This is a genomic window from Brachybacterium sp. FME24 (assembly GCF_014897705.1).
Taxonomy (GTDB): domain Bacteria; phylum Actinomycetota; class Actinomycetes; order Actinomycetales; family Dermabacteraceae; genus Brachybacterium.
Map to the genome: position 1 here is coordinate 193,661 of NZ_JABUXV010000007.1, position 23,431 is coordinate 217,091.

A 23,431-nucleotide genomic window follows, 5' to 3' on the forward strand; every position below is an offset into this window, starting at 1 on the left:
CATGACCACCCAGCACCCCAGAGACCCCATCGGTTCCGCTTCTGCGGGCGGGGCGCCGCCGCCGAGCGTCGACCGCTCCGCCTCGGACGGCGAGTCGGAGTCCGGGCCCGGCGCAGCGCAGGACGCGACGTCCCCGCACATCCCGGCGCCCTCTCGTCGGGCCGTCTTCGCCGGGGCAGCCGGCGCCGGCGCGGTTCTCGCGGTCACCGCCGTCACGGCCGGTCCGCGGCCGCCGCGACTCGGCCCGGTCGGCGGCGACGAGGAGCTGGCCGCAGAACTCCGCCCGTATCTGGGAGGTCACCACCGGGTCTCCGTCGTGGTGATCGACGGCGAGCAGCACCGCTTCGCCGCCTTCGGGGCCGACGAGAACACCGAGTTCGAGATCGGGTCGGTGACCAAGACCTTCACCGGCGCCCTGCTGATGGACGCGGTCGAGCGGGGCGAGGTCACCCTGGACACCACGGTGACCGAAATCCTCGGCGAGCGCGCCCACGGCTCCGACGCAGCCGACGTGACCCTCGCCGAGCTCGCGTCCCAGTCCTCCGGCCTGCCGCGCCTCCCCGTGCGAAGACTCCTGGCGAGCTTCCCCATGATCGTGCTCCGCAAGGACTCCTACCTGGGCACGTCGGCGGAGGACGTGATCGACGCAGCCCTGGGCGCGACCCTGCGGGACCGCGGGGACTACGCCTACTCGAATCTCGGAGTCGCTCTCCTCGGGCAGCTCCTGGCCGTACGCGCCGAGGCGACCTGGCAGGAGCTCCTCGGGGCGCGACTGCTCGATCCGCTGGGGATGACCAGCACCCGCGCGCCGTTCCACCTCGCCGACGTCGGCGAGGACGCCCCGCGCGGCCGCACTTCCAGCGGATTGAGCGCCGGCGCGTGGACCATGCACGGCTACGGCCCGGCCGGCGCCATCCGCTCCACCGCGGCCGACATGGGCCGGTACCTGCGCTCCCTGCAGGAGGGCTCGAACCCCGGGGCGGCCGGCTTGGAGCCGCTCGTGGACCGCGGCGAAGGCCGCTCCGTCGGCGTCGTGTGGGGCCTGAATCAGACTGACGACGGGGACACCCTCGTCCAGCACAACGGCATGACCGGCGGTTTCTCCGCGTTCTGCGGGTTCAACCGCGACACCGGACGCGGCGTGGCGCTGCTGACGGCCTCTGCTCGCGACCTGGATGACCTCGGGGCCGCAATCATCGACGGGAGCGTGCCGCTATGACCCTGATCCTCACCGCGATCTTCCCGCTGCTGCTCCTGGCCACCCTCGTCCCCTCGGGGTTCGCCCTGCTGCGGCACTGGACGCACCCGAGCCGCCTGACGCTGGAGGCATTCAGCGCCGGATTCATGCTGCTGGTCTGCGGCCTGGTCCTGCCGATGAGCGGCTGGCTCGCGCTCGCCTGGTGGGCGGTCCTGGTGCTGCACCTGGCGGGCGCCGGCATCGCGACGTGGCGGGCCCTGACCGCGTCGGCACCGCACGGGCCGGATCTCAGCGCCCGCGCCCGGGCCGCCGCACATCCCGTCGGAGTCCGATCCCTGCTCGGCAGCGGCATCCTGTGGGCGGTGGCGGCGCTCATCGCCTTGGTAGGTGGCTGAGTGGCTGAGCGGCTGGGCGACTGGGTCCTCAGCTGCGCAGCGGGAGCCAGTCCAGCACGTCCTGAATCCCCTGGTCCCAGAACTCCCAGGTGTGTGCGCCCGGGCGCAGGCGGGAGCGCAGGTCGACGCCGTGCTGCTGCGCCGCGGCGATGAAGCGATGGTTCTGCGTGATCAGCTCGTCCTCGGTGCCGCAGTCCAGGAACAATGCCGGCAGCCGGTGCGGCTCTGCGGCACCGAGCAGGCCGAGCAGATCGTCGGCCGTGCCGGTCAGATCGCGACCGCCCCAGACCCGCTGGGCGAGGTTCCCGCGATTCTCGCCGAGCTCGAGCGCGGCCGGGTCGATCGCACCGGACAGGCTCGCCGCGGCCGCGTAGCGCTCCGGATGATTCAAGCCCAGCTTGAACGCCCCGAAACCGCCCATCGACAGGCCCGCCACGAAGGTGTCCTCGCGCGCCGTGGAGACGCGGAAGGTGCTCGCGACCAGCTGCGGCAGTTCCTCCGCGACGAAGGTCCAGTACTTCTCACCCACCTCTTCGTCGCAGTAGAAGGAGCGGCGCACCTCCGGCATCACCACCGCGATGCCCTTCTCGGTGGCGTAGCGCTCGATCGAGGTGCGGCGCTCCCAGATCGTGCAGTCATCGCTGAGACCGTGCAGGAGATACAGCACCGGCACCGCGCTCGAGGACCCCGCATCGTCGGCCCCCTCCATGCCGATTCCCGCCGCGGACTGCGGCATCAGCACCACCATCGAGGTGCCCATTCCGAGGGATTCGGAGAAGAAGTCGGTGCGCATGCGGATCATCGGTGATCACTCCTGGGGTCGGGGGCGGCGCATCGGAGGCCTCGAGCTCCGTGCGGCTCGGGGCCCATTGTCCACGTCGCGCCTACGATGGCCTCATGAACACGACGGCGCCGTCTGCACCCACCTGGACCCAGGATGCGATCTGCTGGCAGGTCTACCCCCTGGGCTTCTGCGGTGCGCCCTCGCATCGCGAGGATCTGGGCGGCGAGGGCTACGGCGGCGCCGACGGTGAGAACGTCGTGCACCGGCTGGGACGCCTGACCGGGTGGCTCGACCATCTCGTCGGCCTCGGCGCGAACGTGCTGATCCTGAACCCCCTCTTCGACTCGGTCTCCCACGGGTACGACACCCTCGATCATCGCCGGCTCGACCCGCGGCTCGGGGACGACTCCGACTTCGATGCCCTGGTCGCCGCCTGCCGTGAGCGGGGAATCCGGATCGTGCTCGACGGCGTCTTCAACCATGTCTCGGACCAGCACCCCGTGGCTCGCCGCGCGATCTCCACCGGACCGAACAGTCCCGAGGGTGCGCACATCCGCTGGGCCGGAGACCACCCCTACGGCTTCGAGGGCAACGACGACCTGGTCGAACTGGAGCTCACCGACTCGGTCGTGCAGGACGCGCTCGTGGACGTCATGAGTCGGTGGCTCGAGCGCGGGGCCGACGGCTGGCGACTCGATGCGATGTACGCCGCGGGGGCCTCCGCCTGGGCGCCCATCCTCGAACGGGTCCGCGCCGAACACCCGGAGGCCTGGATCCTCGGCGAGGTCATCCACGGCGACTACCCGGAGTTCGCCGCGGCCTCGGGCGCCGACTCGATCACCCAGTACGAGCTGTGGAAGGCGATCTGGTCCGCTCTGCACGACGAGAACCTGTTCGAGCTGGCGCACGCCCTGGGCCGCCACCAGGAATTCTTGGAGACCGACGGCGGGGCGCGCCCGCTGACGTTCGTGGGCAACCACGACACCACGCGCATCGCCTCTCAGCTCACGGACGGTCGGGACCTCTCGGTCGCGTACGCGCTGCTGGCCCTGCTGCCGGGGATCCCAGCGGTGTACTCGGGTGATGAGTTCGGGGCGACCGGGATCAAGGAGGAGCGCGCCGGCGGCGACGACGCGGTGCGCCCGTCGTTCCCCGAGGACCCCGCCGAGGCCCCGCACCACCTGAGCGTGCTCAGCGTCGACGCCGCCCCACGGATCCTCGAGGTGCATCGCCGACTGCTCTCCCTGCGCCGGCGCGAGCCGTGGCTGGCCTCCGCGCGCGTCGAGGTGCGCGAGGAGACCCTCGAGAACACCTACGCCGAGATCGTGCTGACCCCGCAGGACGGCGCGGCCCAGCCCGCGGGGGCGACGGCCGCCCTGACTCTCGTGCTCAATCTCGGCGAGGACGACCGACCTGCTCCCGGCGAGGTGCTCGAAGCGGTCAGCGGCGCCGACATGCTCGACGGCGTCGGCCCGCCCGCCTCGGGCGTCGTCCCCGCGCATGGCATCGCCGTGGTGCGCTGAGCTGCTGGGGACCGCCATCGTGCGGTGGAGCAGTGTCTCCGGGTCGAGTCGCGCGCATCGATGGCAGTCGGACTCGCGGGCGACGAGCCGCCCGTGATCCCCGCTGGGGATAGCGACTAGTACAGCAGCTATCGAGCGCCGAGCTCGCGCACGATCGCCGTGACGCGCTCCGGGTCGTTCGTGCTCCGTGCAGCGATGACGAGCGCGTCCTCATCGGTCGGAGGTTCGAAGCTCGCGGCATGTTCCCGAAGCACGGCGTCGGTGACGTCGTGACGAACCTGCGCCTCTCTGTTGGCGCGAACGCGTTCACGCTGCAGGTCAGGGCCGATCTGCACCCAGACGAGCGCGAAGGGTGCGCCCGCGGCACCTGCGGTGGCGCGCCATGCATCTCGAAGGAAACGCGGCGATCCCGTGTCGTCCACGACGACGTGATGCCCCTCCCTCAGGAGCGTGCCCACCCGCTCGTGAGCGATCCGGTTCGTCGCCGCCCATTCCTCCACGGGAATTCCCTGGCCGCCATCCAGACCTCGTTCGTCATTGATGAGGTCGAGACTGATCAGGTGAGCGGGCAACTCGTGGGCCAGCCGCGCCGCCAACGTGCTCTTGCCGGAGAACGAGAGACCGCACATCAAAGTCAGCGTCATGCGGCAACCCTACTGACCAGGGTGGGAGGACCCGCGAAGTCCATGTCTCCCACTCCCCGGAGCTGGCGCGGTCCCAGCAGGTCTGGTCGATGTCAGCCGGATAGTCCGGCCGGCCCGGTGAGGTCGTCGTGGTCTCCGCTGGTCCAGGCAGCGTGACGAGCAGCTGAGGTCAGTACAGCCTCCCGTGCGCCCCCGCGGATCGCACCGGGGAAGTTGCCGTAGAGACGGTCGAAGGCGAAGCGTGCGGCGCCGGCTGCGACCCGCAGGGCGACTGGGCCGGACAAGGGGATGCGGTTCGGGTAGGAGTACATGAAGGTGGTGGTGCGCCCGTCGGTGTTCGGGGCGATCGTGTCGCCCGACAGCAGGACACCCCGGCCGTCGCCACCGTTCCAGTGGACGACGGCACTGCCCGGGAAGTGCCCTCCGAGCTGGACAGCGACGACGCCGGGCAGCACCCTCTCCTCGCCCTGCCAGAGGTGAAGGTGTGCGGGGGTGCGTCCGAGCCAGCCGGCGTCGGCTCGAGCGATCCAGACAGGCGCGTCGTCGAGAGCCGCGGACCATGCCGACTGCAGGCCGAACATATGCGGATGGCTCGGGATGATCGCGCGCAGCGGTCCGAGCTTCGCGACCTCCGCGACCGCCTCGACGGTGATCGCCGCCGGCACATCGACCATCACGGTGCCGACCTCCGTGACCAGCAGCTTCGCCTCCTGGCCGATGCCGACTCCGCCGTCGACGCGCAGTGCGAAGAGGCGATCCTCGAGCTCGGCGACCTCGATGCGGGCGATCGCGACAGCAGGTTCGTGCCAGCGCTGCACACCATCAGGGGGAAGATACTGCCGCTCGTCGGCGCACACGGGGCACACGGCGGGCAACGTTGCCGCGTCGTACTCCACGCCGCAGGTCGCGCACTGGGTGATTCCCTGGAGCAGTTCGGACAGACGTTCATTCATGATCAGTGGATCAGCCACGGCCATCTCCTCGGGTCGATGAGCCGATCCTTTAACCTCAAGCTCCCTTGAGGTCAACTCTGCGCGCCCCACGCAGATGCACGATCCGACCGCTCATGGCGCGGGCCAAGCAAGTGGTGTCGTACTCTCACGTTCCCGGGGCGTGCTTGCGCTGCACGGCTGTCGGGGCTACTCCCCCTCCCGCTCAGGGCAGGTCTTCTCGCACCGACCGCAACGTGCGCAGCCCGTAGGCGGCGAGTGCCGGTTTGAGCGCGGCCCACTCGCCGAACTTGTAGTCGGCAGCCATACCTAGTTTGGGGGCCAGGTCCGGCCGCTGCCGCCGGACGTATACCCGCGCCTTGAGTGCGTGGGCAGGTAGCGACGCGATCTTGATTCGGTCGACGTCCTCGACCATCGGAATCACGTTGGCGATGTTCTCCCAGGTCGTGCGGCTCTCCTCCTCAAGCAGATAGGCGCCTTGGTACCCAAGGATGTTCACGGCGTAGTCGGCCATCACTCGAGCCTCCGACCTCGACGCTGTGGTGAAACCCCCGCTGAAGATCAGCCGCGTCTCAGCAGTCGGATCAAGAGAACGGAGAGCTGCTTGAACGCGGATTCGGTTGACGAAGTTGGCATCCACCTGAGGGTTTTTGAAGCCCAGCACCACGATCGACTCTGAGGTTCCGGTCGGGTGGTCGACAAGGGTCTGCGACCATCGTCGGTTCTGCCACTCGCCCCAGGCCAGAACTCCCGCCGCCACGGCGCCCGCAAGGGCCAGTCCTCTACGCATGCACTAAACACTAGAGCGCGTCGATTGCCCAGGGCCACCACATCATCACACTCGACAGAACAGGAGCACCGAGCTGTCAACCTTCAACGACCGCTACCGATGCACTCGAACTGACCGTTTAGGGCGCGCGGCTGCGCGGCCCCGGACGATAGCGTTGACGTGTGACGATCCATGTTCGCGACGCGACTGCTGATGACGTTCCGAGAGCTGCGCGTACGCTCTCTGCCGCCTTCGATGACTATCCGTGGACTCGCTGGTCAATCCCTACTGCACACTACGCGGAGCGCCTGGAGGAGCTACAAGGGCTCTACCTCCTCCATGCGCTCGGGTACGGGTTCGTGCTCGTAGACGATGAGCAGAGGGGTGTGGCGGCTTTCCTCCCACCCGATGCGCCGGAACCGAGCGTGGTCGCGCAGGGGCGGATCGCGGAGTTGTTGGGCGATCGACTCCCAGCCCTTGCAGCGACTGAGCTTCCCGAGCGCCCTGCGGAGTCATGGGACCTCGCCACCATCGGGGTCCACCCCGATAATTGGGGTCAAGGAGTGGCCTCCGCGATCATCGCCGAAGGGCTGCGCAGACTCGACGATTCCCGAGCTGCTACGTCGCTGGAGACCTCGGATGCTCGCAACGTCGCTCTGTACTCGCGTCATGGTTTCACCGTCACCGCGACGACAGAGATCCCGAACGGCCCAGTCGTCCACTCGATGCTTCGCGGCGCGGCCGATATCTGAATCGACCGTCCATGGATTGCTCGTCGTTGAGCCGGTCCTTGGGGGTTTCCCCCGTCTGACCTGGCGGCCGGCCCCGTTCCTCCTGCGGGACCCGCCTCGATACGCTCGCCTCGTGTCGCATCACACCGTGCCCGGACCCCCGCCGACCGCCGCTCCTCGAGCGCAGCGATCCCGTTCTGACGGCTGGTCGCCAGCTCTCGGTGTGGTGGCATTGCTCGGCGCCACCATTGCCGCTTTGATCATCGGGATCACCATCGTGCCGATGGAAGCCGCGCACGGCCGGCTCTTCACCGACACGCCTGGCACCTATCAGATCTCGGTCTATGCGCTCGGCGCGACCATGGTCCTGTGGGCCGCCCTGGGGGTCGCTGCTCTGGTGACCGGCATCGTCTCCATCGTGCGGCGAGGGGCGAACAGTCGAGCTGTCTGGGGCATCATCCTGGCTGTCGTCAGCCCCTTCGTGGCGGTCACTGCGCTGATCGCGTCGATGGTCATCGCGGCGATGATGATCTGATCCGCAGGCGCCCGCACTTGCGCAGTCGCGCTCCCGCGAACAGGCGCTCCCCGCGCACTCCCCGAGATCGCCATGATTCGTGCTTCGGCGCGCGATGGTGCGACAGCCTGCGATGCCACGGGGCACGCCCTGCGAGCCACGAGCCGCAACGACACATCCCCCTCCGGTGCTCCGTTCTCACGACGCCCGGTGATCAGGGACTGCTCCACAGCCCGGCGTAGGCTCGCGGCCATGAGCATCACGATCAAGCCCGCCGAATCCGTCAACACCGCACCCGTCGTGGCCCTCGGACTGATCGGGGGCTGGCTGACCGCTCGCGAGACCGGCATCCGTCCGCTCGGCGGAGTGGTGCTCGCGGCCGCCGGGCTCTACGCGGGCCGCACCTGGCTGGCCCGCCGAGGCCCCGCCACCACTGCCGCGCTCGGTGCGACCTACGTGGTCGGCTTCGGACTCTCGCATCCCCTGGCGAAGAAGATGGGCTCCTGGCCTGCGGTGCTCACCGTGACCGTGGCGGCCGCCGGCGCCGCCGCACTGCTGTCCGACGCCGCCTATGGCGAGTGGACCCCCGCCAACCCGGAGGCCTGACTCCCCCGGCCCCAGCTCGCCCGGCCCCGCACGCCCCGGTCCAGCTCCGCACACCTCGTGCCGGTCCGATTCGCCGCCGAACATCGACCGATCCGGGCCGAGAACCGCACCGAGATCGCCGGGGCGGCGGCGGGTGTGGGGACGCGGAGGCGGCCAGCGCGACGGCGGGCGTGGCGGCGGTGAATCGATGCAACCGAGTCGTGTTGGAACGGTTTTTCGCTGTCCATCGCGTGAATAGTTGACTAGGCTAAGACTTCGTCCCGACCGCCGGGACAGCGCAATCCCTGAGGACTCCTTTCCCCATGCTCGGCACCATGAGCCGCCTCTGGCAGACGGTCCGCCCTATTCGTATCCGCCTCTACCTGGGTCTGCTCAGCGCCCTCACCGCCTCGATCGTGGCGCTGATGATCCCCCAGGTCCTCGAGATCATCGTCAACCGTCTCGAGACCGACGCCGTGGCCGCGACCATCTGGACAGGTGGCGCCGTCGTGCTCGGACTCGGCCTGGTCGAAGCCGCCCTGATCTGGTTGCGGCGCACCTTCGCCGTCTCCCCGTCGACCACGGTCGAGAAGCTCATCCGCGTGGACTTCTACCGCAAGGTCCAGAACATGCCGGTCTCCTTCCACGACGCGTGGGGGTCCGGTCAGCTGCTCTCGCGCATGCTCACCGACATCAACCAGATCCGCCGCTGGATCGCCTTCGGCATGATCATGGCGGTGACCAGCGCCGTCACCATCGTCGTCGGCATGATCCTGCTGTGGCGCTCCTCCGCGATCCTGGCCATCATCTTCTTCCTGGCCGCGGTGCCGGTCTCGGTGATCGCCTACCGCTTCAACCGTAAGTTCTCGATCCTCTCGCGCCGCTCCCAGGACCAGAACGGCGACCTGGCCACCACCATCGAGCAGTCGGTGCAGGGCATTCGCGTGCTCAAGGCCTTCGGCCGCGGGCCCACTGCCCTGGACGGCTTCACCGAGCAGGCCGAAGAGCTGCGCATGACCGAGGTGCGCAAGGCGACCGCCATCGCGCGCTTCGACATGTTCATGTTCACGCTTCCCGAGCTCGCCCTCGGCGTGGCCCTGCTCGTCGGGCTCTACCAGACCGCGGACGGGGCGATCAGCACCGGCCAGCTCGCCTCCTACTTCGCGACCGCCACCCTCGTGGTGGGCCCGGTGCGCCAGCTCGGCATGCTGCTGGGCCAGGCCGTCAACGCCACCACCGCGCTCGATCGTCATTACGAGGTGATGGACGAGCCCAACCGGATCACGTCACCGGAGAATCCGGTCGAGGTGGACACCACCCGCGCCACCGGCGCCGTGCGCCTGGAGGGCGTCCACTTCCGCTTCGAGGACGCTCCGGACCACGTGCCCGACGTGCTGGACGGGGTGAACCTCGAGATCCGTCCCGGCGAGACCATGGCACTGGTGGGCGTGACCGGCAGCGGCAAGTCCACTCTGCTGCAGCTGGTTCCGCGCCTGTACGACGTCACCTCCGGGTCGATCACGATCGACGGGGTCGAGATCCGCGACATGGGCCTGCGCGACCTGCGCACCCTGACCGCTTTCGCCTTCGAGGACGCCACCTTGTTCTCCGACTCGGTGCGGGTCAACGTGCTGATCGGCGCCGACCAGTCGCTGTCCGAGGACGAGCGGGAGGAGCTGCTCGAACTCGCGCTGCGCACGGCCGACGCCAGCTTCGCCTTCGACATGCCCGAGGGCGTGGACACCCCCATCGGCGAGGAGGGCATGAGCCTGTCCGGTGGCCAGCGCCAGCGGCTCGCACTGGCCCGGGCGATCGCCGCTCGCCCCGCGGTGCTGCTGCTGGACGACCCGCTGTCGGCCCTGGACACCAAGACGGAGGAGACCGTCACCTCCCGCCTGCGCGAAGTGCTCTCCGGGACCACGACGCTGATCGTCGCCCACCGCACCTCGACCGTGGCCCTGGCCGACCGCGTCGCCCTGCTGGACCGCGGCCGCCTGGTCGCCGTCGGCACCCACACGGAGATGATGGAGACCTCGGCCCGCTACCGCTGGGTGATCGCGAACCAGGAGGAGGAGGTTCGGCGCGACCAGGACATCGAGACCCTCACCGGGGAGCTCGACCTGCGCGCGATCCAGAACGCCGCCGCGGCCGACGGCGATGCCCCTGCCACGCCGCCGGACCCGGAAGACGGTGCAGGCGATCCGCAGGCAGATGATCCGCGGCGCCACGAACCGACGGTGACCGCCGGGATCCCGTCCGTCGGCGGCCATCCGACGGAGCCGACCAGTGGGAAGGAGGGCCGATGAGCACGACGACCGTTGATCAGAACCAGAACGACGACGAGCAGCAGACCCCTACCTCCGCCCAGGAGACGGCCTCCCGGAATCGCTCCTTCGCGCTCCTGGGTGAGCTCATCTCCCCGGTGAAGGGCCAGTTCGCGCTGATGGCGCTCATGGTCATCGTCGCGCAGCTCGCGGTGGTCGCGGGCCCCGCGATCATCGCCTGGGGCATCAACGTCGGCCTGCCCGAGCTGATCGACGGCAATTCGACCCCGGCCATCCAGGCCGCCGTGCTCACCATCGGCGCAGCGATCGTCGGCGGCATCCTGACCTTCGGGTACGTGCGCCAATCCGTGGTCGTCGGCCAGAAGATGCTGCTGGCGCTGCGGCGCCGCGTTTTCCGCTTCACCCAGCGCCAGGACCTCGAGTTCCACGAGTCGTACACCTCCGGCCGCATCGTCTCGCGACAGACCTCCGATATGGAGGCGCTGCGCGAGCTGCTCGACTCGGGCGTGAACGTGATGGTCGGCGCCTCGCTGGCGATGGTGTTCACGATCGTGCTGATCGTGAGGATGGACTGGGTCACCGGCGTGGTGATGCTGTTGATGCTGATCCCCTGCGTCCTGCTGACGATGTGGTTCCAGAAGCGGTCGCGCATCGAGTACCGCGCGATCCGCACCCACTCCGCCCGGCTGATCGTCCACTTCGTCGAGGCCATGGCCGGCATCCGCGCGGTCAAGGCCTTCCGCAAGGAGGACCGCAACCAGGCGGAGTTCGACACCCTTGCCCAGGATTACCGTGACGCCTCGATGCGCTCCATCCGAGTGTTCGGCATCTACCAGCCGGCGCTGCGCATCCTCGCCAACGTGACGATCGCGGCCGTGCTCATCGTCGGTGGCTTCCGGGTGCTGTCGGACGATCTTCAGGTCGGGACCCTGGTCGCGCTGGTGCTGTACTCGCGGCGCTTCTTCCAGCCCGTCGATGAGATCGCGAACTTCTACAACGCGTTCCAGTCCGCGGTCTCGGCGCTCGAGAAGATCGCGAATCTGCTGGCCGTGCAGCCGCACGTCAAGGAATCCACCTCGCCGGTCCCTCTTCCCAGCTCGAGCGGCAAGGTCGACTTCGAGGACGTCTCCTTCCGGTACACGGAGGACGGCCCGCTGGTGCTGAAGCCCATGGATCTGCACATCCCCGCCGGCCAGACGATCGCGCTGGTGGGGCAGACGGGCGCCGGCAAGTCCACGGTCGCCAAGCTCATCTCGCGCTTCTACGACGCGACCGAGGGAAGCGTGCAGCTGGATGGAGTGGACCTGCGGGACATCTCGATGGAGGACCTGACGAGCAACATCGTCATGGTCACCCAGGAGGCGTACCTGTTCTCCGGGACCGTTGCGGACAACATCGCGCTGGGCAAGCCCGGGGCGAGCCGCGAGGAGATCGAGACGGCCGCCCGCGCGATCGGTGCGGACTCCTTCATCGAGCAGCTCCCCTACGGCTACGACACCGACGTGAACAAACGCGGAGGTCGCGTCAGTGCAGGTCAGCGTCAGCTGATCTCCTTCGCCCGCGCCTTCCTCGCCGATCCCCGGGTGCTGATCCTCGACGAGGCCACCAGCTCCCTGGACATCCCCTCGGAGCGGATGGTGCAGGAGGGGCTCACGAAGCTGCTGGGGCACCGTACTTCGCTGATCATCGCCCACCGCCTGACCACGGTGATGATCGCCGACCGGGTGCTGGTGGTGCACGGCGGCGAGGTCGTCGAGGACGGCTCCCCGCAGGAGCTCGTCGCCCAGGGCGGTCGCTTCGCCGCGCTCTACCAGGCATGGCAGGACTCGATGTGAGGTCGATGGTCGGGCGCGATCCGACCTGCTGCTGACATCGGCCGGCGCTCCCCTCGAGCGTCGGCCGATGTGCTGCGTCGGGCTCCCCGCGGTGGGCGCTGCTCAGGCGCCGAGCAGCGCGCGCAGCTCGGCGGTGTCGCCCTCGACCTCCACCGGGGCGACCGGCCGACGGAACCGTGCCGGAGTGACCAGGAAGCGCTGCTGGAGCACTGCCGGACCCGGTTCGGTCGACACCTGGGTGCCGTTCTCCGCGTAGCCGCAGGCCCGCGAGACAGCGAAGGACGCGTCGTTGCCGATGACCGCTGAGGATTCCGCACGCTGGGCCCCGAGATGATCGAAGGCGAAGGTCAGCATCGCCTGGCGCATGAGCGTCCCGTAGCCCTTCCCGTGCGCGTCGAGCGTGAGCCACGAGCCGGAGGTGACGGTGCGGCGCTCGGCGAAGCGGTGCGCAGCGACATCCTGGCAGCCGATCAGGCGACCACCGGCCCAGATACCGAGCGGCAGGGTCCACTGCTCGGCCGACAGCTCCGAGCGCAGTCGCCACTGGAACCGCAGGGCCTCCCGCGCACGGATCTCGGGCTCGGCCCGATACCAGCCGAAGACCTGCGGAGACTCGGGGTCCGCGAAGATCGGCCGACGGATCAGCTCGACGTACTCGGGAAAGTCCGCGTCGCAGAGCGGGCGCAGCGTGAGGTCACCCGCTCGGAGGCGGAGACCGAAGGGTGGATGAGCGGAGGCGAGGCCGAAGGTCGACGACATCAGCCCAGGGTAGTGCGGGAGAGCGAGCCGAGCACGGGAATTCCCCGGGGTCATGTCGCGCGCAGCGAGCACGACGGCGCACGACCGTTCTCCGTACTCTGGGGCCATGACGATCGACGTGCTGCTGACAGGCTTCGAGCCCTTCGCGGGCGCTGCGGGCAACGAATCCTGGGCGGCGGTCTCGCGGGCCGCGCCGCGGCTGCGGCAGCGTGGCGCGCGCGTCGCGGAGGTGGAGCTGCCCGTCGAGTTCGGCCGCGCCGGCGATCTGCTCGAGCAGGCGGTGCGGGAGCATCGACCCCAGCTCGTGATCGCCCTGGGCCTCGCCGCGGGCCGCAGCGCCATCACCCCGGAGCGGGTCGCGCTGAACGTGCGCGACGCCCGGATCCCCGACAACGCGGGCGCCTCTCCGGTGGACGAGCCCGTGGTCGAAGGCGGCCCGGTCGGGTACTTCACGGGCCTGCCGATCAAGGCGATGGTCTCCGCTCTGGACGCGGAGCGGATACCAGGGTCGGTCTCGCAGACGGCGGGAACGTACGTGTGCAACGACGTCTTCTACCGGCTGCAGCACCTGCTGGCGAGTGACGAGGCGCTGGCCGGCATCCGCGGGGGCTTCGTCCACGTGCCGTCGGCCGACGTGGTCGACGCCGCCACCGCCGCAGAAGCCCTGGTGGCCATGGTCGACGCCGCGCAAGGGACCGTGGTGGATCTCGCGCGCTCGGGCGGCGCCGAGCACTGATCCGGTGGATGGTCCGGCTTCGTCCCCGCTCCCCACGCGCCTGAGGCGCACTGAGATGTGCACAGCGCGCCTCGTGGTGGACGGCCGCGCCGTGAGAGCATCGCGCTCACGCCTGAATCCCGAAGTTATCCACAAGGTTTTCCACAGTCGTGGATGAATGACAAGCATGTAGTTCCGCAGGTACGAGCGGTGCACGCGGCGTGTCGTCCCCTCTCGGGCCGTCGTCTTCGATCACGACGGGACCCTCTCCTTGCCCCACCCCGCACCGATCATCCATCAATGCAGGTCAAACGCCTTTTATCGCGTTCAGATGCAGGATTCTCGTCGCTGCTCGGTCCGCGACGAACAGTCGGAAACGCTGACCGGTGGCGGAGGCGTGGCCCCTAGCACCAGAGAGTCGCATCACGCAGCAGTTCCGCGGAACTCACCGTCCGTCCACAACGGATCCCCGGTTTTCCACAGCAACATCCTGAAATCCCCAGCCGTACCGCGATTCATCCCCACCCTTGTCCACAACTGGGGATAGTCACACCGTTGTCATTCGTGCGCATCCACCACGGGCCGGCGTCCTGGCGGCGCGATGGCGGGATTCGGATGCTAATGAGTGTTGATCAAGTGATTCCCCAACGGGTACCCGCCGAAGGTGGCCCCGGTCCAGATCGAGACCGACGCGGTCAACGCTCCGCTTCTCAGATCCAACCGTGCTGGTGGGCGGTTAGGGCTGCGGTGAGACGGTTGGGGGCGTCGAGTTTGGTCATGGCCTCGGAAAGGTAGTTGCGTACGGTGCCCGCGGCCAGATGGAGCGTGGCGGCGATGTCTGCCACGCTCTTGCCCTGGCGGGTCAGCCGCAGGACGTCGAGTTCTCGGTCGGTGAGGGGGCAGTCGAAACCGAGTGCGGTGACGGCGAGGTCGGGGTCGACGTACCGTTTGCCAGAGTGGACGCGTTCGATGATGCGGGAGAGTTGTTCCGCGGGGGTGTTCTTGGGAACGAATCCGCGCACTCCGGCAGCTAGGGCGGAGCGCAGGACGCCGGGGAGCGCGTGCCGGGTGATCATGACGATGGCGGTCTGCGGGTCGCGCGCGAGTAACGCCCGGGCAGCGTCGAGGCCGTCGAGTCCGGGCATCTCCAGGTCGAGTACGTACACGTCAATGTCCGCGGCAGGTGTGTGGTCAAGTGCCGCCTGGCCGTGTGCGCCGTGGCCGGAAACGGTGATTGTTTCCTCCAGGTTGAGTAGAGAAACCAAGGCGGTGCGGAGCATTTCTTCGTCATCGGCAAGGAAGATGCGGATCATGGTCGCAACCCGATCTCGCCGGTGACGGTGAACAGGTCACCTTCATGCTGCCAGGTGAAGGTGCCGTCGCGTTCGGTGAACCGTCGTTGCAAGCCGGATAGCCCGTTGCCGCTGCCCGTTGCCACCGCCTCGCCGGGTGCCGCCCCGTCGTTGTCGATGACCATGGTGGTTTCGTTCAGGAGAATGCGCGCGGTGGTGGCGTTGGCGTGGCGCAAGATGTTACTGGCCGCTTCCCTCGCCAGAGCAGCGAAGGTCTCGTCGCGCTCGGGAGGTGGCGTCCCTGCGCGGTGGAACGTCACGTCGATCCCGGCGGCGGTGAGAAGTTGGTCCAGATTGGCGAGTTCGGCGGCGAGGTTCAGGGTGCGGTAGCCGTGGGCGAGGTCGCGGGTGCGCCGGTCGGCCTCGGCGGCGAGGTCTTCGATCGCGTGGAGCTCCTGGCGTGCGAGGTCAGAGTCGTGGTCGATGCTGCGGCGGGAGAGCTCTGCCTTGAGCTTGATGGCCAGCAGGGTATGACCCTGGATGTCGTGCAGATCGGTGGCGAACCGCAGCCGTTCACGCGTCAGGGCGAGGTCGCGCTGGTCGGCATTGTGTTGGTCGAGCCGCCGCTGCCACTGCCAACCGATCTGCGCGCTGGCGAAGGCGACGGTCGGCGCGCCGAGCAAAGCAATCATGACGATCAGGTCCTGCACCGGGAGCGAGCCCTGCGACTGCAACGCGGACACGGCCGCCGCCGCGCCGACCGCGGTGAGGCTGGCGATCAGAGGGAACCAAGCGGGGCGGTGCCAGGTGATGGCGAACGCGAACGGCAAGCCGCTCGCGAGCACGGTGGTCGGCTGAGCGGAGATGGCAAAGGACGTCACGAGCAGGACAGAGGCTGCCAGCAGCACCGCGGTGAGCATCCCACGTGAGCGCGGAGTGTCGTAGGACCAGGCTAGCCACACGGTCACGCCGACGCTGACCAGGCTTGCCACGATCGCGAAGAGAACAGACTCCCACCCACGCCCCGCCGCCAAGGTCAGAGCGGTTGAGGTGACCGCGAACACGGCGATGACCCCGATAAGTAGCCCGCGGAGCTCGGTGGGGAGGGCGCGCGTGGACCACAGCAGTACACGCGCAGGGTCCTCGGTCACAGACTTCTCCTTTCTGCTGAGTATGGATCAAGCGCCTGCATCCAGGTTCTCGCACCCACAGTCGGTAGTGGCAGTGGGGTGAGTCAGAGGTGGGCATGACAACTGTCAGATTTCGGTCCTGCCTTCGTCAGATTAGGTCGTGATTCTCGGATCTGCCGCAACAGGCGAGGGCAGGAGATGGTGTAGACACAGCGACTTGCACCTAACCAGGAGGAGATATGCGAGCAAGAACGAAAGCCATGCTCATCACTATGCTCGTCGCCCCGCTCGTGGTGGTGACCGTGACCGTGGAAGCGGTGCGCACACGACGGCTGGAACTGGACGGCGGCGGTGTTGCAGACGACATCCCCGAGCACTTCTACGGGTCCTCTTTCCTACCCGCAGCGGTGCTGGACAACGTGGGCTGGGTCATCGCCGCGGGAGTGCTGTGGATCGTGGCCGCCGCGCTGCTCATGGGCCGCAGCGCACTCGCCGCACGCGTGCAAGAGACGAAGGCCGGGTGGTGAGCACGATGCCCGTCCCGAACCAGTCATCGAGGTCGAGAAGCTGCGCTGCGCCTACGATAAGACTTAGCACGATGTCCAAGCGCGATGCCCCGGACACGAAGAACAGGCCGGCACGGCGTCTGCGCCGCACCGGCCCGCTCCCAGGAACGTGACCTCAGGATGCCGTCAGTACGGCACCGTCATCGACTTCACGACGACCAGCACCACGCACAGCAGCACGATGCCCGCCACGATGCCCGCGTGCAGCAGGGCTGACCGTGTCGCGAGGGCCTGCCGATCAGCGCCCGGGGTGGCCTTGGGTCGCAGCGCGAACATCCCCGCAGTGGCCACGGCACCGATCACGAGCCCGCCCAGGTGACCCTGCCAGGAGATGTTCGGGACGGTGAAGGTGATGACGAGGTTCAAGCCGATCAGCACGAGGATCTGCGCGGTCTGCCCGCCCAGGCGACGGTTGACGATGAACATCGCCGCGAACAGCCCGAACACGCCACCGCTGGCACCGAGCGTGCCGGTCACCCATGCCTGGCCGAGCGGATCCGCGATGAGGTATACGGCGGTGTGGCCGCCGAGGACCGAGGAGAAGTACACCGCTGCGAACCGGGCGCGGCCCATCGTCGGCTCGAGGTACTGCCCCACGATGAACAGCGCGTACATGTTCAACAGGAGGTGCATGACCCCGCCGTGCAGGAAGCCGGCCGTGAGGAACGTCCACGGCATGACCAGCGCACGGAACGGCGAGAACACCCCGAGCTGGTAGACGACCTCCGGCATCACCGTCTGACCGACATACCCGAGGATGCACAGCGCGATCACGGTGTAGGTGACGTACGGCTTGCCCTTGCCGATCCGGCCACCCATCGCATTGCGCGGTCGGCTGTTGGCCTGCTGCTTGCTGAGCTCTCGTTCGCAGTCCACGCACAGCACGCCCACCGGGGTGGGACGTTGGCAGTCCGGACAGGCCGGACGCTCGCACCGCTTGCAGCGCACATAGCTCACCCGATCGGGGTGTCGAGGGCAGACCGGTGGGCTCTGCGAGTCAGGGTCCGGATTGTCCTCGGAGCTGTAGCCGTAGCTGGGGCGTTCCATGGGGTCATTCCACCATGTGCGCCTGGGCCGACGCCGGGTCGCGGGCCGCGCGTCAGGCCACGGTGTACGGGAACGCGGTGAAGAGCGCGGCGAAGCGACGACGCTGGGGATCGCTGATCGGGCGCAGGGCGGTGAGGTCAAGCGTTCGTTTCCCGGCCGCGCCCTTGCGGGTCCAGGTGCCCAGAACCTCGCCGCGACGGATCGCGCAGCGTTTGAAGACCCCGTTGTTCCCGGGGACCAGAGCGACGTGCCGCTCGGCGTCCATGAGATAGAGCCGGTCTCGATAGCCCAGCACGAGTTCGTCGAAGCCGGGCAGCAGCAGCTCCCGCATGGTCTCCTTCTGCGCTGCCGCGTACTCTTCGGCCAGCCCGGGGCGCCACCACAGCTGCTCACCGTCTCCACCGCGCGCGTCGGCCGCCGTGGCATGCAGGCGCCCGTCCCGGTCGGCGTACCCGGTCTCGAGCTGGTCGGCGACCAGCGGGATCGCGGCACGGATCGTGCGCAGCGGCAGCTTGGACCACCAGGCGAGGTCCCGCTCCCCCGCCGGGCCGTGGGACGTGAAGTAGCGTCGCGCGAGCTCGGCGGCGGCCGCGGTCTCCTCTCCGCCGAAGGCTCCTTCGAGGTCGGTGCCGGCGGGCAGCCAGGATTTCGCGAGCACGACGGTGGTCTCCTGTTCGCGCCATGGGCCGTAGGCGGCGTGCCCGAAGGAGATCAGCTCGCCCAGCAGGTGATAGCCGCGTCCCTGTCCGGTGGGAATCCCGGCTGCCTCCCAGGCGGCCAGCAGCTCCTTGCGCAGCACCCCGCGGCCGGCGCCGGGTACCGAATGCTCCGCAGCGACCTCCTCGAGGACCTCCTGGGCGCGGCCGACGTGATGGTCTTCGAGGTCCAGCTGACCGCGTCGGCCGATCGCTGCCCGCAGCGGCCCGGCGGCGCAGAGCTCGGTGAGCCACGCGAGGGTGTCGGCAGCGACCGCGAAGACGGTGCCGCGCATCGGGTAACCGCGCACGATCTCCCCGCGGTCGAAGGCGGCGAGCACCGGATCCAGGTCACCGCCGGTGCGCAGCGCGAGCGAGGCCATCACCCCGGGCAGGTCCTGGCCCTGATGCGCCCCGAAAGCGTGCGCGGCCTGCGTCGGGCTCGAGAAGCGCTGCGGGCCGGCCAGGCCCTGGGCGAGGATCCGGGCACCGGCCAGGTGTCGCTGCGTCATGCGCCGAGCGTAACCGCCACCGCCCCCACCCGCCCCGCGAATACATCGAACGGTTGATCCGGTTCCCGCAGCGCGTCCATAGCGTGGGAAGCACCCCGAATCGGGGACCGCACCCCTCGCCGCCACCAGCGGTTTTCTCGCGAAGGACCCACAGTGCCTGCACCCACACCCACCTCCCACCGCCACCGGGGCGGCGACTCCGCTGAGCCCGTTGCGCCCGTCGACGGCGCCTCGCCCGCTCCGTCCGATACCTCGGCCGATGGTCCCGAGGCGCCCGCCGGGCCCGTCGGGCGCCTCTCCGCGCGGATCGCCGGCACCCTCACCGGTCGCCGCTCCGCGTGGGTCGTGCTCGGCGTCTTCGTCGTGCTGCTCCTGGCCGTGATGGGCGGTCTGCGCGGCGCCGGGCCCGCCTCCGGGATGGATGCGCTTCCGGAGACCTCCGAGTCCTCCCGGGCGGCCGCGATCGCCGACACCATGGAGGGCAACCGCTACCAGCCGGTGTTCGCCGTGGTCACCCGCGAGGACGGCAGCGCGCTGACCGCTGAGGACCAGGCCGCCGTGGAGACCCTCCGGGCCGATCTGGCCGAGGTCTCCGGCCGCGACGCCGTGGGTCCCATGCCCGCCGAGGACGGCGAAGCCGACCTGGTCATGACGACCGTCGATTCCCAAGCTGACAAGGACGCGATCGATGCGATGATCACGGACCTGCGCGCTGCGGCGGAGGACTCCGCCGCCGAGCAGCTGACCGTGTCCGTCACGGGCGGCCCCGCCGTCGGCTCCGACATCCGCGGCGCCTTCGCCGGGGCGAACTTCACGCTGCTCGCCGTCACCATCTCCGTGGTCGCCGTGCTGCTGCTGCTCACCTACCGCTCCCCCGTGCTGTGGCTGGCGCCGCTGGCCGTGGTGGGCCTGGCCGACGGGGCCGCCGGCGCCGTCACCGACACCCTGGGCGAGCAGTTCTCCCTGGCCTTCGACTCAGGCGTGATCAGCGTGCTCGTGTTCGGCGCGGGCACCAACTATGCGCTGCTGCTGATCTCCCGCTACCGCGAGGAGCTGCACGACACCGGTGATCACCGCGCTGCGCTGCGCTCCGCCTGGACCCGCACCGCACCCGCGATCATCGCCTCGAATGTCACCGTCGTGCTCGCCCTGCTGACCCTGCTGGCCGCCGTCATGCCCGCCACTCGCGGGCTCGGCATCGCGGCCGCGGCCGGGCTGATCATCGCTGTGATCGCCGTGCTGTTCCCGCTGACCGCTCTGCTCGCCGTGGTGGGCCGGCGCGTGTTCTGGCCCTTCGTGCCCAAGCCCGAGGAGGCACGGAGCGCAGGGAATGCAGGGAACGCCGCGACGCGCCGGGACGACGCCGAGCACGGTCCCTTCGCGGCCGTCGCCCGCACCGTCACCCGCCGCCCGGCGATCGCAGCCGTCGTCTCGGTGCTGCTGATGGGTGTACTGGCCACGGGCCTGATCGGGACCCGCGTGGGCCTCTCCCAGGACGAGCAGTTCGCCTCCGCCAACGAATCCTCGACCGGGTTCATCGCGATGTCCGAGCACTACGGCGCCGGAGAGAGCGCCCCGCACCAGATCGTGGTGAGAGAGGCCGCCGCCGACTCAGCCGCAGAGGCCGCCGAGTCCGTGCCCGGGATCGATCGCGCCTCCGTCAGCGGCACCACGCCCGACGGCTGGGCCGTGCTCTCCGCCGTCGGCTCCTCCGAGCCAGAGTCGCCCGGGGCGATCGAGGAGGCCGAGCGGCTGCGCGACTCGCTCCATGCCCTCACCGGGGCCGACGCCCTGGTGGGAGGCACCACGGCCAGTGCCATGGACGTGCGCTCCGACTCCGTCCGCGACCTGCTCGTCGTCGCCCCGATGATCCTCGCAGTCGTGCTGATCGTGCTGATGGGACTGCTGCGTGCCGTGGTGGCACCCCTGGTGCTGCTCACCGTCAACGTGGCCAGCTCGGTCGCGGCGATCGGCCTGGGCCTGTGGGCCGGACGCCTCCTGTTCGACATCCCCGCGCTCGACGTGACGGTGCCGCTGCTGGCGTTCCTGTTCCTGGTCGCTCTCGGCGTGGACTACACGATCTTCCTGGTCCACCGCGCCCGTCACGAAGCTGCCACCCACGGGACCACCCAGGGCATGGTGCGGGCCGTCGGCTCCACCGGTGTGGTCATCACCAGCGCGGGTGTGGTGCTCGCCGCCGTGTTCGCCGCTCTCGGAGTGCTGCCCCTGGTGGTGCTCGGTCAGCTCGGCCTGATCGTGGGCCTCGGGGTTCTGCTGGACACGCTGCTGGTACGCACCGTGCTGGTGCCGGCGCTGTTCGCCCTGATCGGGGACCGCATGTGGTGGCCCTCGCGCCCGGCAGCCGCTCAGCGCGACTGACCGCCCACCCGGCCCGTCCCGGTCGCCGGCACCGGGTCGCCGGCCACCAGCTCGTCCCGGCACCGTCCCGGCACCCCTCCCGAAAATGTCCCCTGAGGACCGATCCGCCCACCAAGATCGGTCCTCAGGGGACATTTTCGGAGTATCGGCGAGGCCGACTCGGCTGGCGGGGCATGATGCGCGGCCAGCGGGCGGCGGCGGGCGGCCAGCGGCGGCCAGCGGGCGGCGGCTGGCGGCGGGCGGCCAGCGGCCGGCGCGGCGGGGTGGGGTGGGGCCAGTGGGACGGTCGGCGGCGCGGCCGGGTGGGGCCAGCGGTGGCAGATCGGGAAGCGGTGGAGGGAGAGGGTGCCGACGAATGCAGAACTGCCCGTCCCCTCGTGCGAGGGAGCGGGCAGTTCTGCATTCGTCGCGGGGGCCGGCTGCTCAGAGCAGTCTCGGCCCGTACGGGGTCAGTTCTCGACCCCGTGCGGGATCACTTCTCGACGGAGACCTTCTCGATGACGACGTCCTCGAGGGGACGGTCACGCATGTCGGTCTTGACGCCCTCGATCGCGTCGACGACCTTCTTGGAGTCCTCGTCGGCGACGACACCGAAGACGGTGTGCTTGCCCTGGAGGTGCGGGGTCGGGCCGACGGTGATGAAGAACTGCGAACCGTTGGTGCCCGCGGGCTTACCGGTGATCGCGTTCATGCGCTTGCCGGCGTTGGCCATGGCGAGCATGTACGGCTCGTTGAAGTTCTTCTCGGAGATCTCGTCGTCGAAGTTGTAGCCGGGGCCGCCGGTGCCGGTGCCCAGGGGGTCGCCGCCCTGGAGCATGAAGCCGGAGATGATGCGGTGGAAGACGACGCCGTCGTAGAACGGGCGGGTGACCTTCTCGCCGCTCTCGGCGTCGGTGAACTCGCGGGTTCCCTCGGCGAGGCCCACGAAGTTGTCGACGGTCTTGGGGGCGTGGTCGGGGAACAGCTCGAGACGGATGTCCCCGTGGTTGGTATGCAGAGTTGCGAACATGGCGTCATCTTCGCACAAACGCCCTGCCGGATCTTTAGACAGACCCCCTGACAAAGAGCGGTCCGCTCTCAGCGGACACCGGCCCTGCGCTGGCCCGACCGCTCGGCAGGGCGCAAACCTGACCATTGACCGAGGAACGCCCATACTCGCTCGCGTTAGAGTTGTGCCACACGGGGCGCGTCGTCCGCCAGGGCGGCCCGGCCCAGGGACCACCGTCGGCCCGACCCGGCGGATTCGACCGAAAGGGGAACCTCATGGCGCTGACCACCAAGCGCGAGTCCAAGAAGGCCAAGAAGCAGGCCGCGAAGACCGCAGAGGCTGCCGGTACGACCGCGCAGAGGGCCGAGAAGGCCGTCGAGGAGCTGCAGAAGCTCGCCGCCACCGTCGGGCCCGTCATGTCCGAGGGTGCCCGCGAGGCCCGCTCGCGCGCCACCGGGCTCGTCGACCAGTACGGTCCGGGCGTCGAGGAGCGCTTCCGCCATCAGAGCGAGAAGTTCTCCGAGCTGTCCTCGAACCTCGGCCCCCGCGCCGACAAGTTCAAGCAGGACGTGCAGGACGATTACCTCCCGCGCGCCCGCAAGACCGCCGAGACCACCGGTTCTGTCCTGAAGGCCGCCGTCGACGCCGCACGCACCGAGCTCGACAAGGGTCAGGGCGACATCCGGGCCGCTGCCCTCAAGCCGGAACCGGTCAAGAAGAAGGGTCGCGCCGGCAAGGTGCTGCTCGTCCTCGGGCTGGCCGCTGCCGGCGCCGCTGCGGGCTACATCGCCTGGCAGAAGACCCGTCCGGTCGAGGATCCGTGGGCCCCGCCCGCAGATTTCGCCCGGGCGCACTACCCGGCCTCCGCCTCGAGCGAAGACGACTCCTCGACCGTCTCCGACACCGTCGGTTCGGCCGACGCGGGTGACGTGGCCCAGGCCCTCAAGGGTGACGACCGTTCCTCGGACGTCGCGCCCAAGGAGGTCAAGGTCGAGTCCGATGCGGACGAGAGCGCGACCGCTCTGGACGACGAGAAGCGCGGCACCCACCGCGGCGACGTCTGAGCCTCGCCTCAGAGCGCTCGCGGAGCATTCCGTGCACGGCGCGGCGATCCCGTCCTTCGACGGTGATCGCC

At 69.3% G+C, this 23,431-nt stretch carries 22 protein-coding genes; 12 read left to right on the forward strand and 10 right to left on the reverse strand.

What is annotated here, in order from left to right:
- Nucleotide 1 precedes the first annotated feature (1 nt).
- Together INT51_RS10025 and INT51_RS10030 are read left to right on the forward strand one after the other, a co-directional pair.
- A complete protein-coding gene (locus INT51_RS10025) occupies nucleotides 2-1,219 on the forward strand; it encodes a serine hydrolase (RefSeq protein ID WP_193105154.1) in 1,218 nt (405 codons plus the stop codon).
- Nucleotides 1,216-1,593 carry a hypothetical protein gene (locus INT51_RS10030; protein WP_193105155.1) on the forward strand — a complete coding sequence of 126 codons (378 nt, stop codon included), beginning with the start codon at nucleotides 1,216-1,218 and terminating at the stop codon, nucleotides 1,591-1,593. Before INT51_RS10025 ends, INT51_RS10030 begins: the two co-directional genes overlap by 4 nt.
- 28 nt (nucleotides 1,594-1,621) lie before the next feature.
- Here INT51_RS10030 and INT51_RS10035 read toward each other — a convergent pair whose 3' ends face one another.
- Complete coding sequence (locus INT51_RS10035; protein WP_193105156.1) at nucleotides 1,622-2,395, reverse strand: alpha/beta hydrolase family protein; 774 nt, start codon at nucleotides 2,393-2,395, stop codon at nucleotides 1,622-1,624.
- A gap of 95 nt (nucleotides 2,396-2,490) precedes the next feature.
- On the opposite strand from INT51_RS10035, the gene INT51_RS10040 reads away from it, so the two are divergent.
- On the forward strand, nucleotides 2,491-3,900 hold the full coding sequence (locus tag INT51_RS10040) for an alpha-amylase family glycosyl hydrolase (protein WP_193105157.1): 1,410 nt from the start codon (nucleotides 2,491-2,493) through the stop codon (nucleotides 3,898-3,900).
- A gap of 128 nt (nucleotides 3,901-4,028) precedes the next feature.
- Here INT51_RS10040 and INT51_RS10045 read toward each other — a convergent pair whose 3' ends face one another.
- The 3 genes from INT51_RS10045 to INT51_RS10055 all read right to left on the reverse strand — a co-directional run bounded on the left by INT51_RS10045 (nucleotide 4,029) and on the right by INT51_RS10055 (nucleotide 6,284).
- Entirely contained in the window at nucleotides 4,029-4,544 is a 516-nt protein-coding gene (locus INT51_RS10045; protein ID WP_193105158.1) for an ATP-binding protein, read from the reverse strand.
- Nucleotides 4,545-4,636: 92 nt separating this feature from the next.
- On the reverse strand, nucleotides 4,637-5,515 hold the full coding sequence (locus INT51_RS10050) for a hydrolase (RefSeq protein WP_304502141.1): 879 nt from the start codon (nucleotides 5,513-5,515) through the stop codon (nucleotides 4,637-4,639).
- Between the two features lie 184 nt (nucleotides 5,516-5,699).
- Nucleotides 5,700-6,284 (reverse strand): YdcF family protein, encoded by a 585-nt coding sequence (locus INT51_RS10055; protein WP_193105159.1) that lies wholly within the window; start codon nucleotides 6,282-6,284, stop codon nucleotides 5,700-5,702.
- Nucleotides 6,285-6,445: 161 nt separating this feature from the next.
- Here INT51_RS10055 and INT51_RS22680 point away from each other — a divergent pair, with 161 nt between their 5' ends.
- From INT51_RS22680 to INT51_RS10080, 5 genes are all read left to right on the forward strand, one after another.
- The gene (locus INT51_RS22680; protein WP_304502142.1) at nucleotides 6,446-7,015 is read left to right on the forward strand and encodes a GNAT family N-acetyltransferase; all 570 of its coding nucleotides are present in this window, start codon (nucleotides 6,446-6,448) and stop codon (nucleotides 7,013-7,015) included.
- A gap of 112 nt (nucleotides 7,016-7,127) precedes the next feature.
- Entirely contained in the window at nucleotides 7,128-7,529 is a 402-nt protein-coding gene (locus INT51_RS10065) for a hypothetical protein (protein ID WP_193105160.1), read from the forward strand.
- Nucleotides 7,530-7,760: 231 nt separating this feature from the next.
- A complete protein-coding gene (locus INT51_RS10070) occupies nucleotides 7,761-8,114 on the forward strand; it encodes a hypothetical protein (RefSeq protein WP_193105161.1) in 354 nt (117 codons plus the stop codon).
- 302 nt (nucleotides 8,115-8,416) lie between these two features.
- Entirely contained in the window at nucleotides 8,417-10,399 is a 1,983-nt protein-coding gene (locus INT51_RS10075) for an ABC transporter ATP-binding protein (RefSeq protein ID WP_193105162.1), read from the forward strand.
- Complete coding sequence (locus INT51_RS10080) at nucleotides 10,396-12,213, forward strand: ABC transporter ATP-binding protein (RefSeq protein WP_193105163.1); 1,818 nt, start codon at nucleotides 10,396-10,398, stop codon at nucleotides 12,211-12,213. The genes INT51_RS10075 and INT51_RS10080 overlap by 4 nt, the downstream gene beginning before the upstream one ends.
- Before the next feature lie 102 nt (nucleotides 12,214-12,315).
- Here the strand turns inward: INT51_RS10080 and INT51_RS10085 are convergent, their stop codons facing one another.
- On the reverse strand, nucleotides 12,316-12,972 hold the full coding sequence (locus INT51_RS10085) for a GNAT family N-acetyltransferase (RefSeq protein WP_193105164.1): 657 nt from the start codon (nucleotides 12,970-12,972) through the stop codon (nucleotides 12,316-12,318).
- 106 nt (nucleotides 12,973-13,078) lie between these two features.
- Here INT51_RS10085 and INT51_RS10090 point away from each other — a divergent pair, with 106 nt between their 5' ends.
- Nucleotides 13,079-13,708: a pyroglutamyl-peptidase I gene (locus INT51_RS10090; RefSeq protein ID WP_193105165.1), complete on the forward strand. Its 630-nt coding sequence runs from the start codon at nucleotides 13,079-13,081 to the stop codon at nucleotides 13,706-13,708.
- Between the two features lie 689 nt (nucleotides 13,709-14,397).
- Here the strand turns inward: INT51_RS10090 and INT51_RS10095 are convergent.
- A complete protein-coding gene (locus INT51_RS10095) occupies nucleotides 14,398-15,000 on the reverse strand; it encodes a DNA-binding response regulator (protein WP_193105166.1) in 603 nt (200 codons plus the stop codon).
- The gene (locus INT51_RS22685; protein WP_193105167.1) at nucleotides 14,997-16,130 is read right to left on the reverse strand and encodes a sensor histidine kinase; all 1,134 of its coding nucleotides are present in this window, start codon (nucleotides 16,128-16,130) and stop codon (nucleotides 14,997-14,999) included. Before INT51_RS22685 ends, INT51_RS10095 begins: the two co-directional genes overlap by 4 nt.
- A 239-nt stretch (nucleotides 16,131-16,369) precedes the next feature.
- Here INT51_RS22685 and INT51_RS10105 point away from each other — a divergent pair, with 239 nt between their 5' ends.
- Nucleotides 16,370-16,636, forward strand: a complete 267-nt coding sequence (locus INT51_RS10105) for a hypothetical protein (protein ID WP_193105168.1) — start codon at nucleotides 16,370-16,372, stop codon at nucleotides 16,634-16,636.
- Between the two features lie 165 nt (nucleotides 16,637-16,801).
- On the opposite strand, the gene INT51_RS10110 is transcribed toward INT51_RS10105, so the two are convergent.
- Both INT51_RS10110 and INT51_RS10115 read right to left on the reverse strand, forming a co-directional pair.
- The gene (locus INT51_RS10110; protein ID WP_193105169.1) at nucleotides 16,802-17,722 is read right to left on the reverse strand and encodes a rhomboid family intramembrane serine protease; all 921 of its coding nucleotides are present in this window, start codon (nucleotides 17,720-17,722) and stop codon (nucleotides 16,802-16,804) included.
- 52 nt (nucleotides 17,723-17,774) lie between these two features.
- Complete coding sequence (locus tag INT51_RS10115; protein WP_193105170.1) at nucleotides 17,775-18,929, reverse strand: DNA glycosylase AlkZ-like family protein; 1,155 nt, start codon at nucleotides 18,927-18,929, stop codon at nucleotides 17,775-17,777.
- A 153-nt stretch (nucleotides 18,930-19,082) separates the two neighbouring features.
- Between INT51_RS10115 and INT51_RS10120 the strand changes: the two genes are divergently transcribed.
- A complete protein-coding gene (locus tag INT51_RS10120; protein ID WP_304502143.1) occupies nucleotides 19,083-21,308 on the forward strand; it encodes an MMPL family transporter in 2,226 nt (741 codons plus the stop codon).
- Nucleotides 21,309-21,780: 472 nt separating this feature from the next.
- Here INT51_RS10120 and INT51_RS10125 read toward each other — a convergent pair whose 3' ends face one another.
- Nucleotides 21,781-22,317, reverse strand: a complete 537-nt coding sequence (locus INT51_RS10125) for a peptidylprolyl isomerase (protein ID WP_193105171.1) — start codon at nucleotides 22,315-22,317, stop codon at nucleotides 21,781-21,783.
- Between the two features lie 254 nt (nucleotides 22,318-22,571).
- Here INT51_RS10125 and INT51_RS10130 point away from each other — a divergent pair, with 254 nt between their 5' ends.
- Entirely contained in the window at nucleotides 22,572-23,360 is a 789-nt protein-coding gene (locus INT51_RS10130; protein ID WP_193105172.1) for a hypothetical protein, read from the forward strand.
- Nucleotides 23,361-23,431 lie beyond the last annotated feature (71 nt).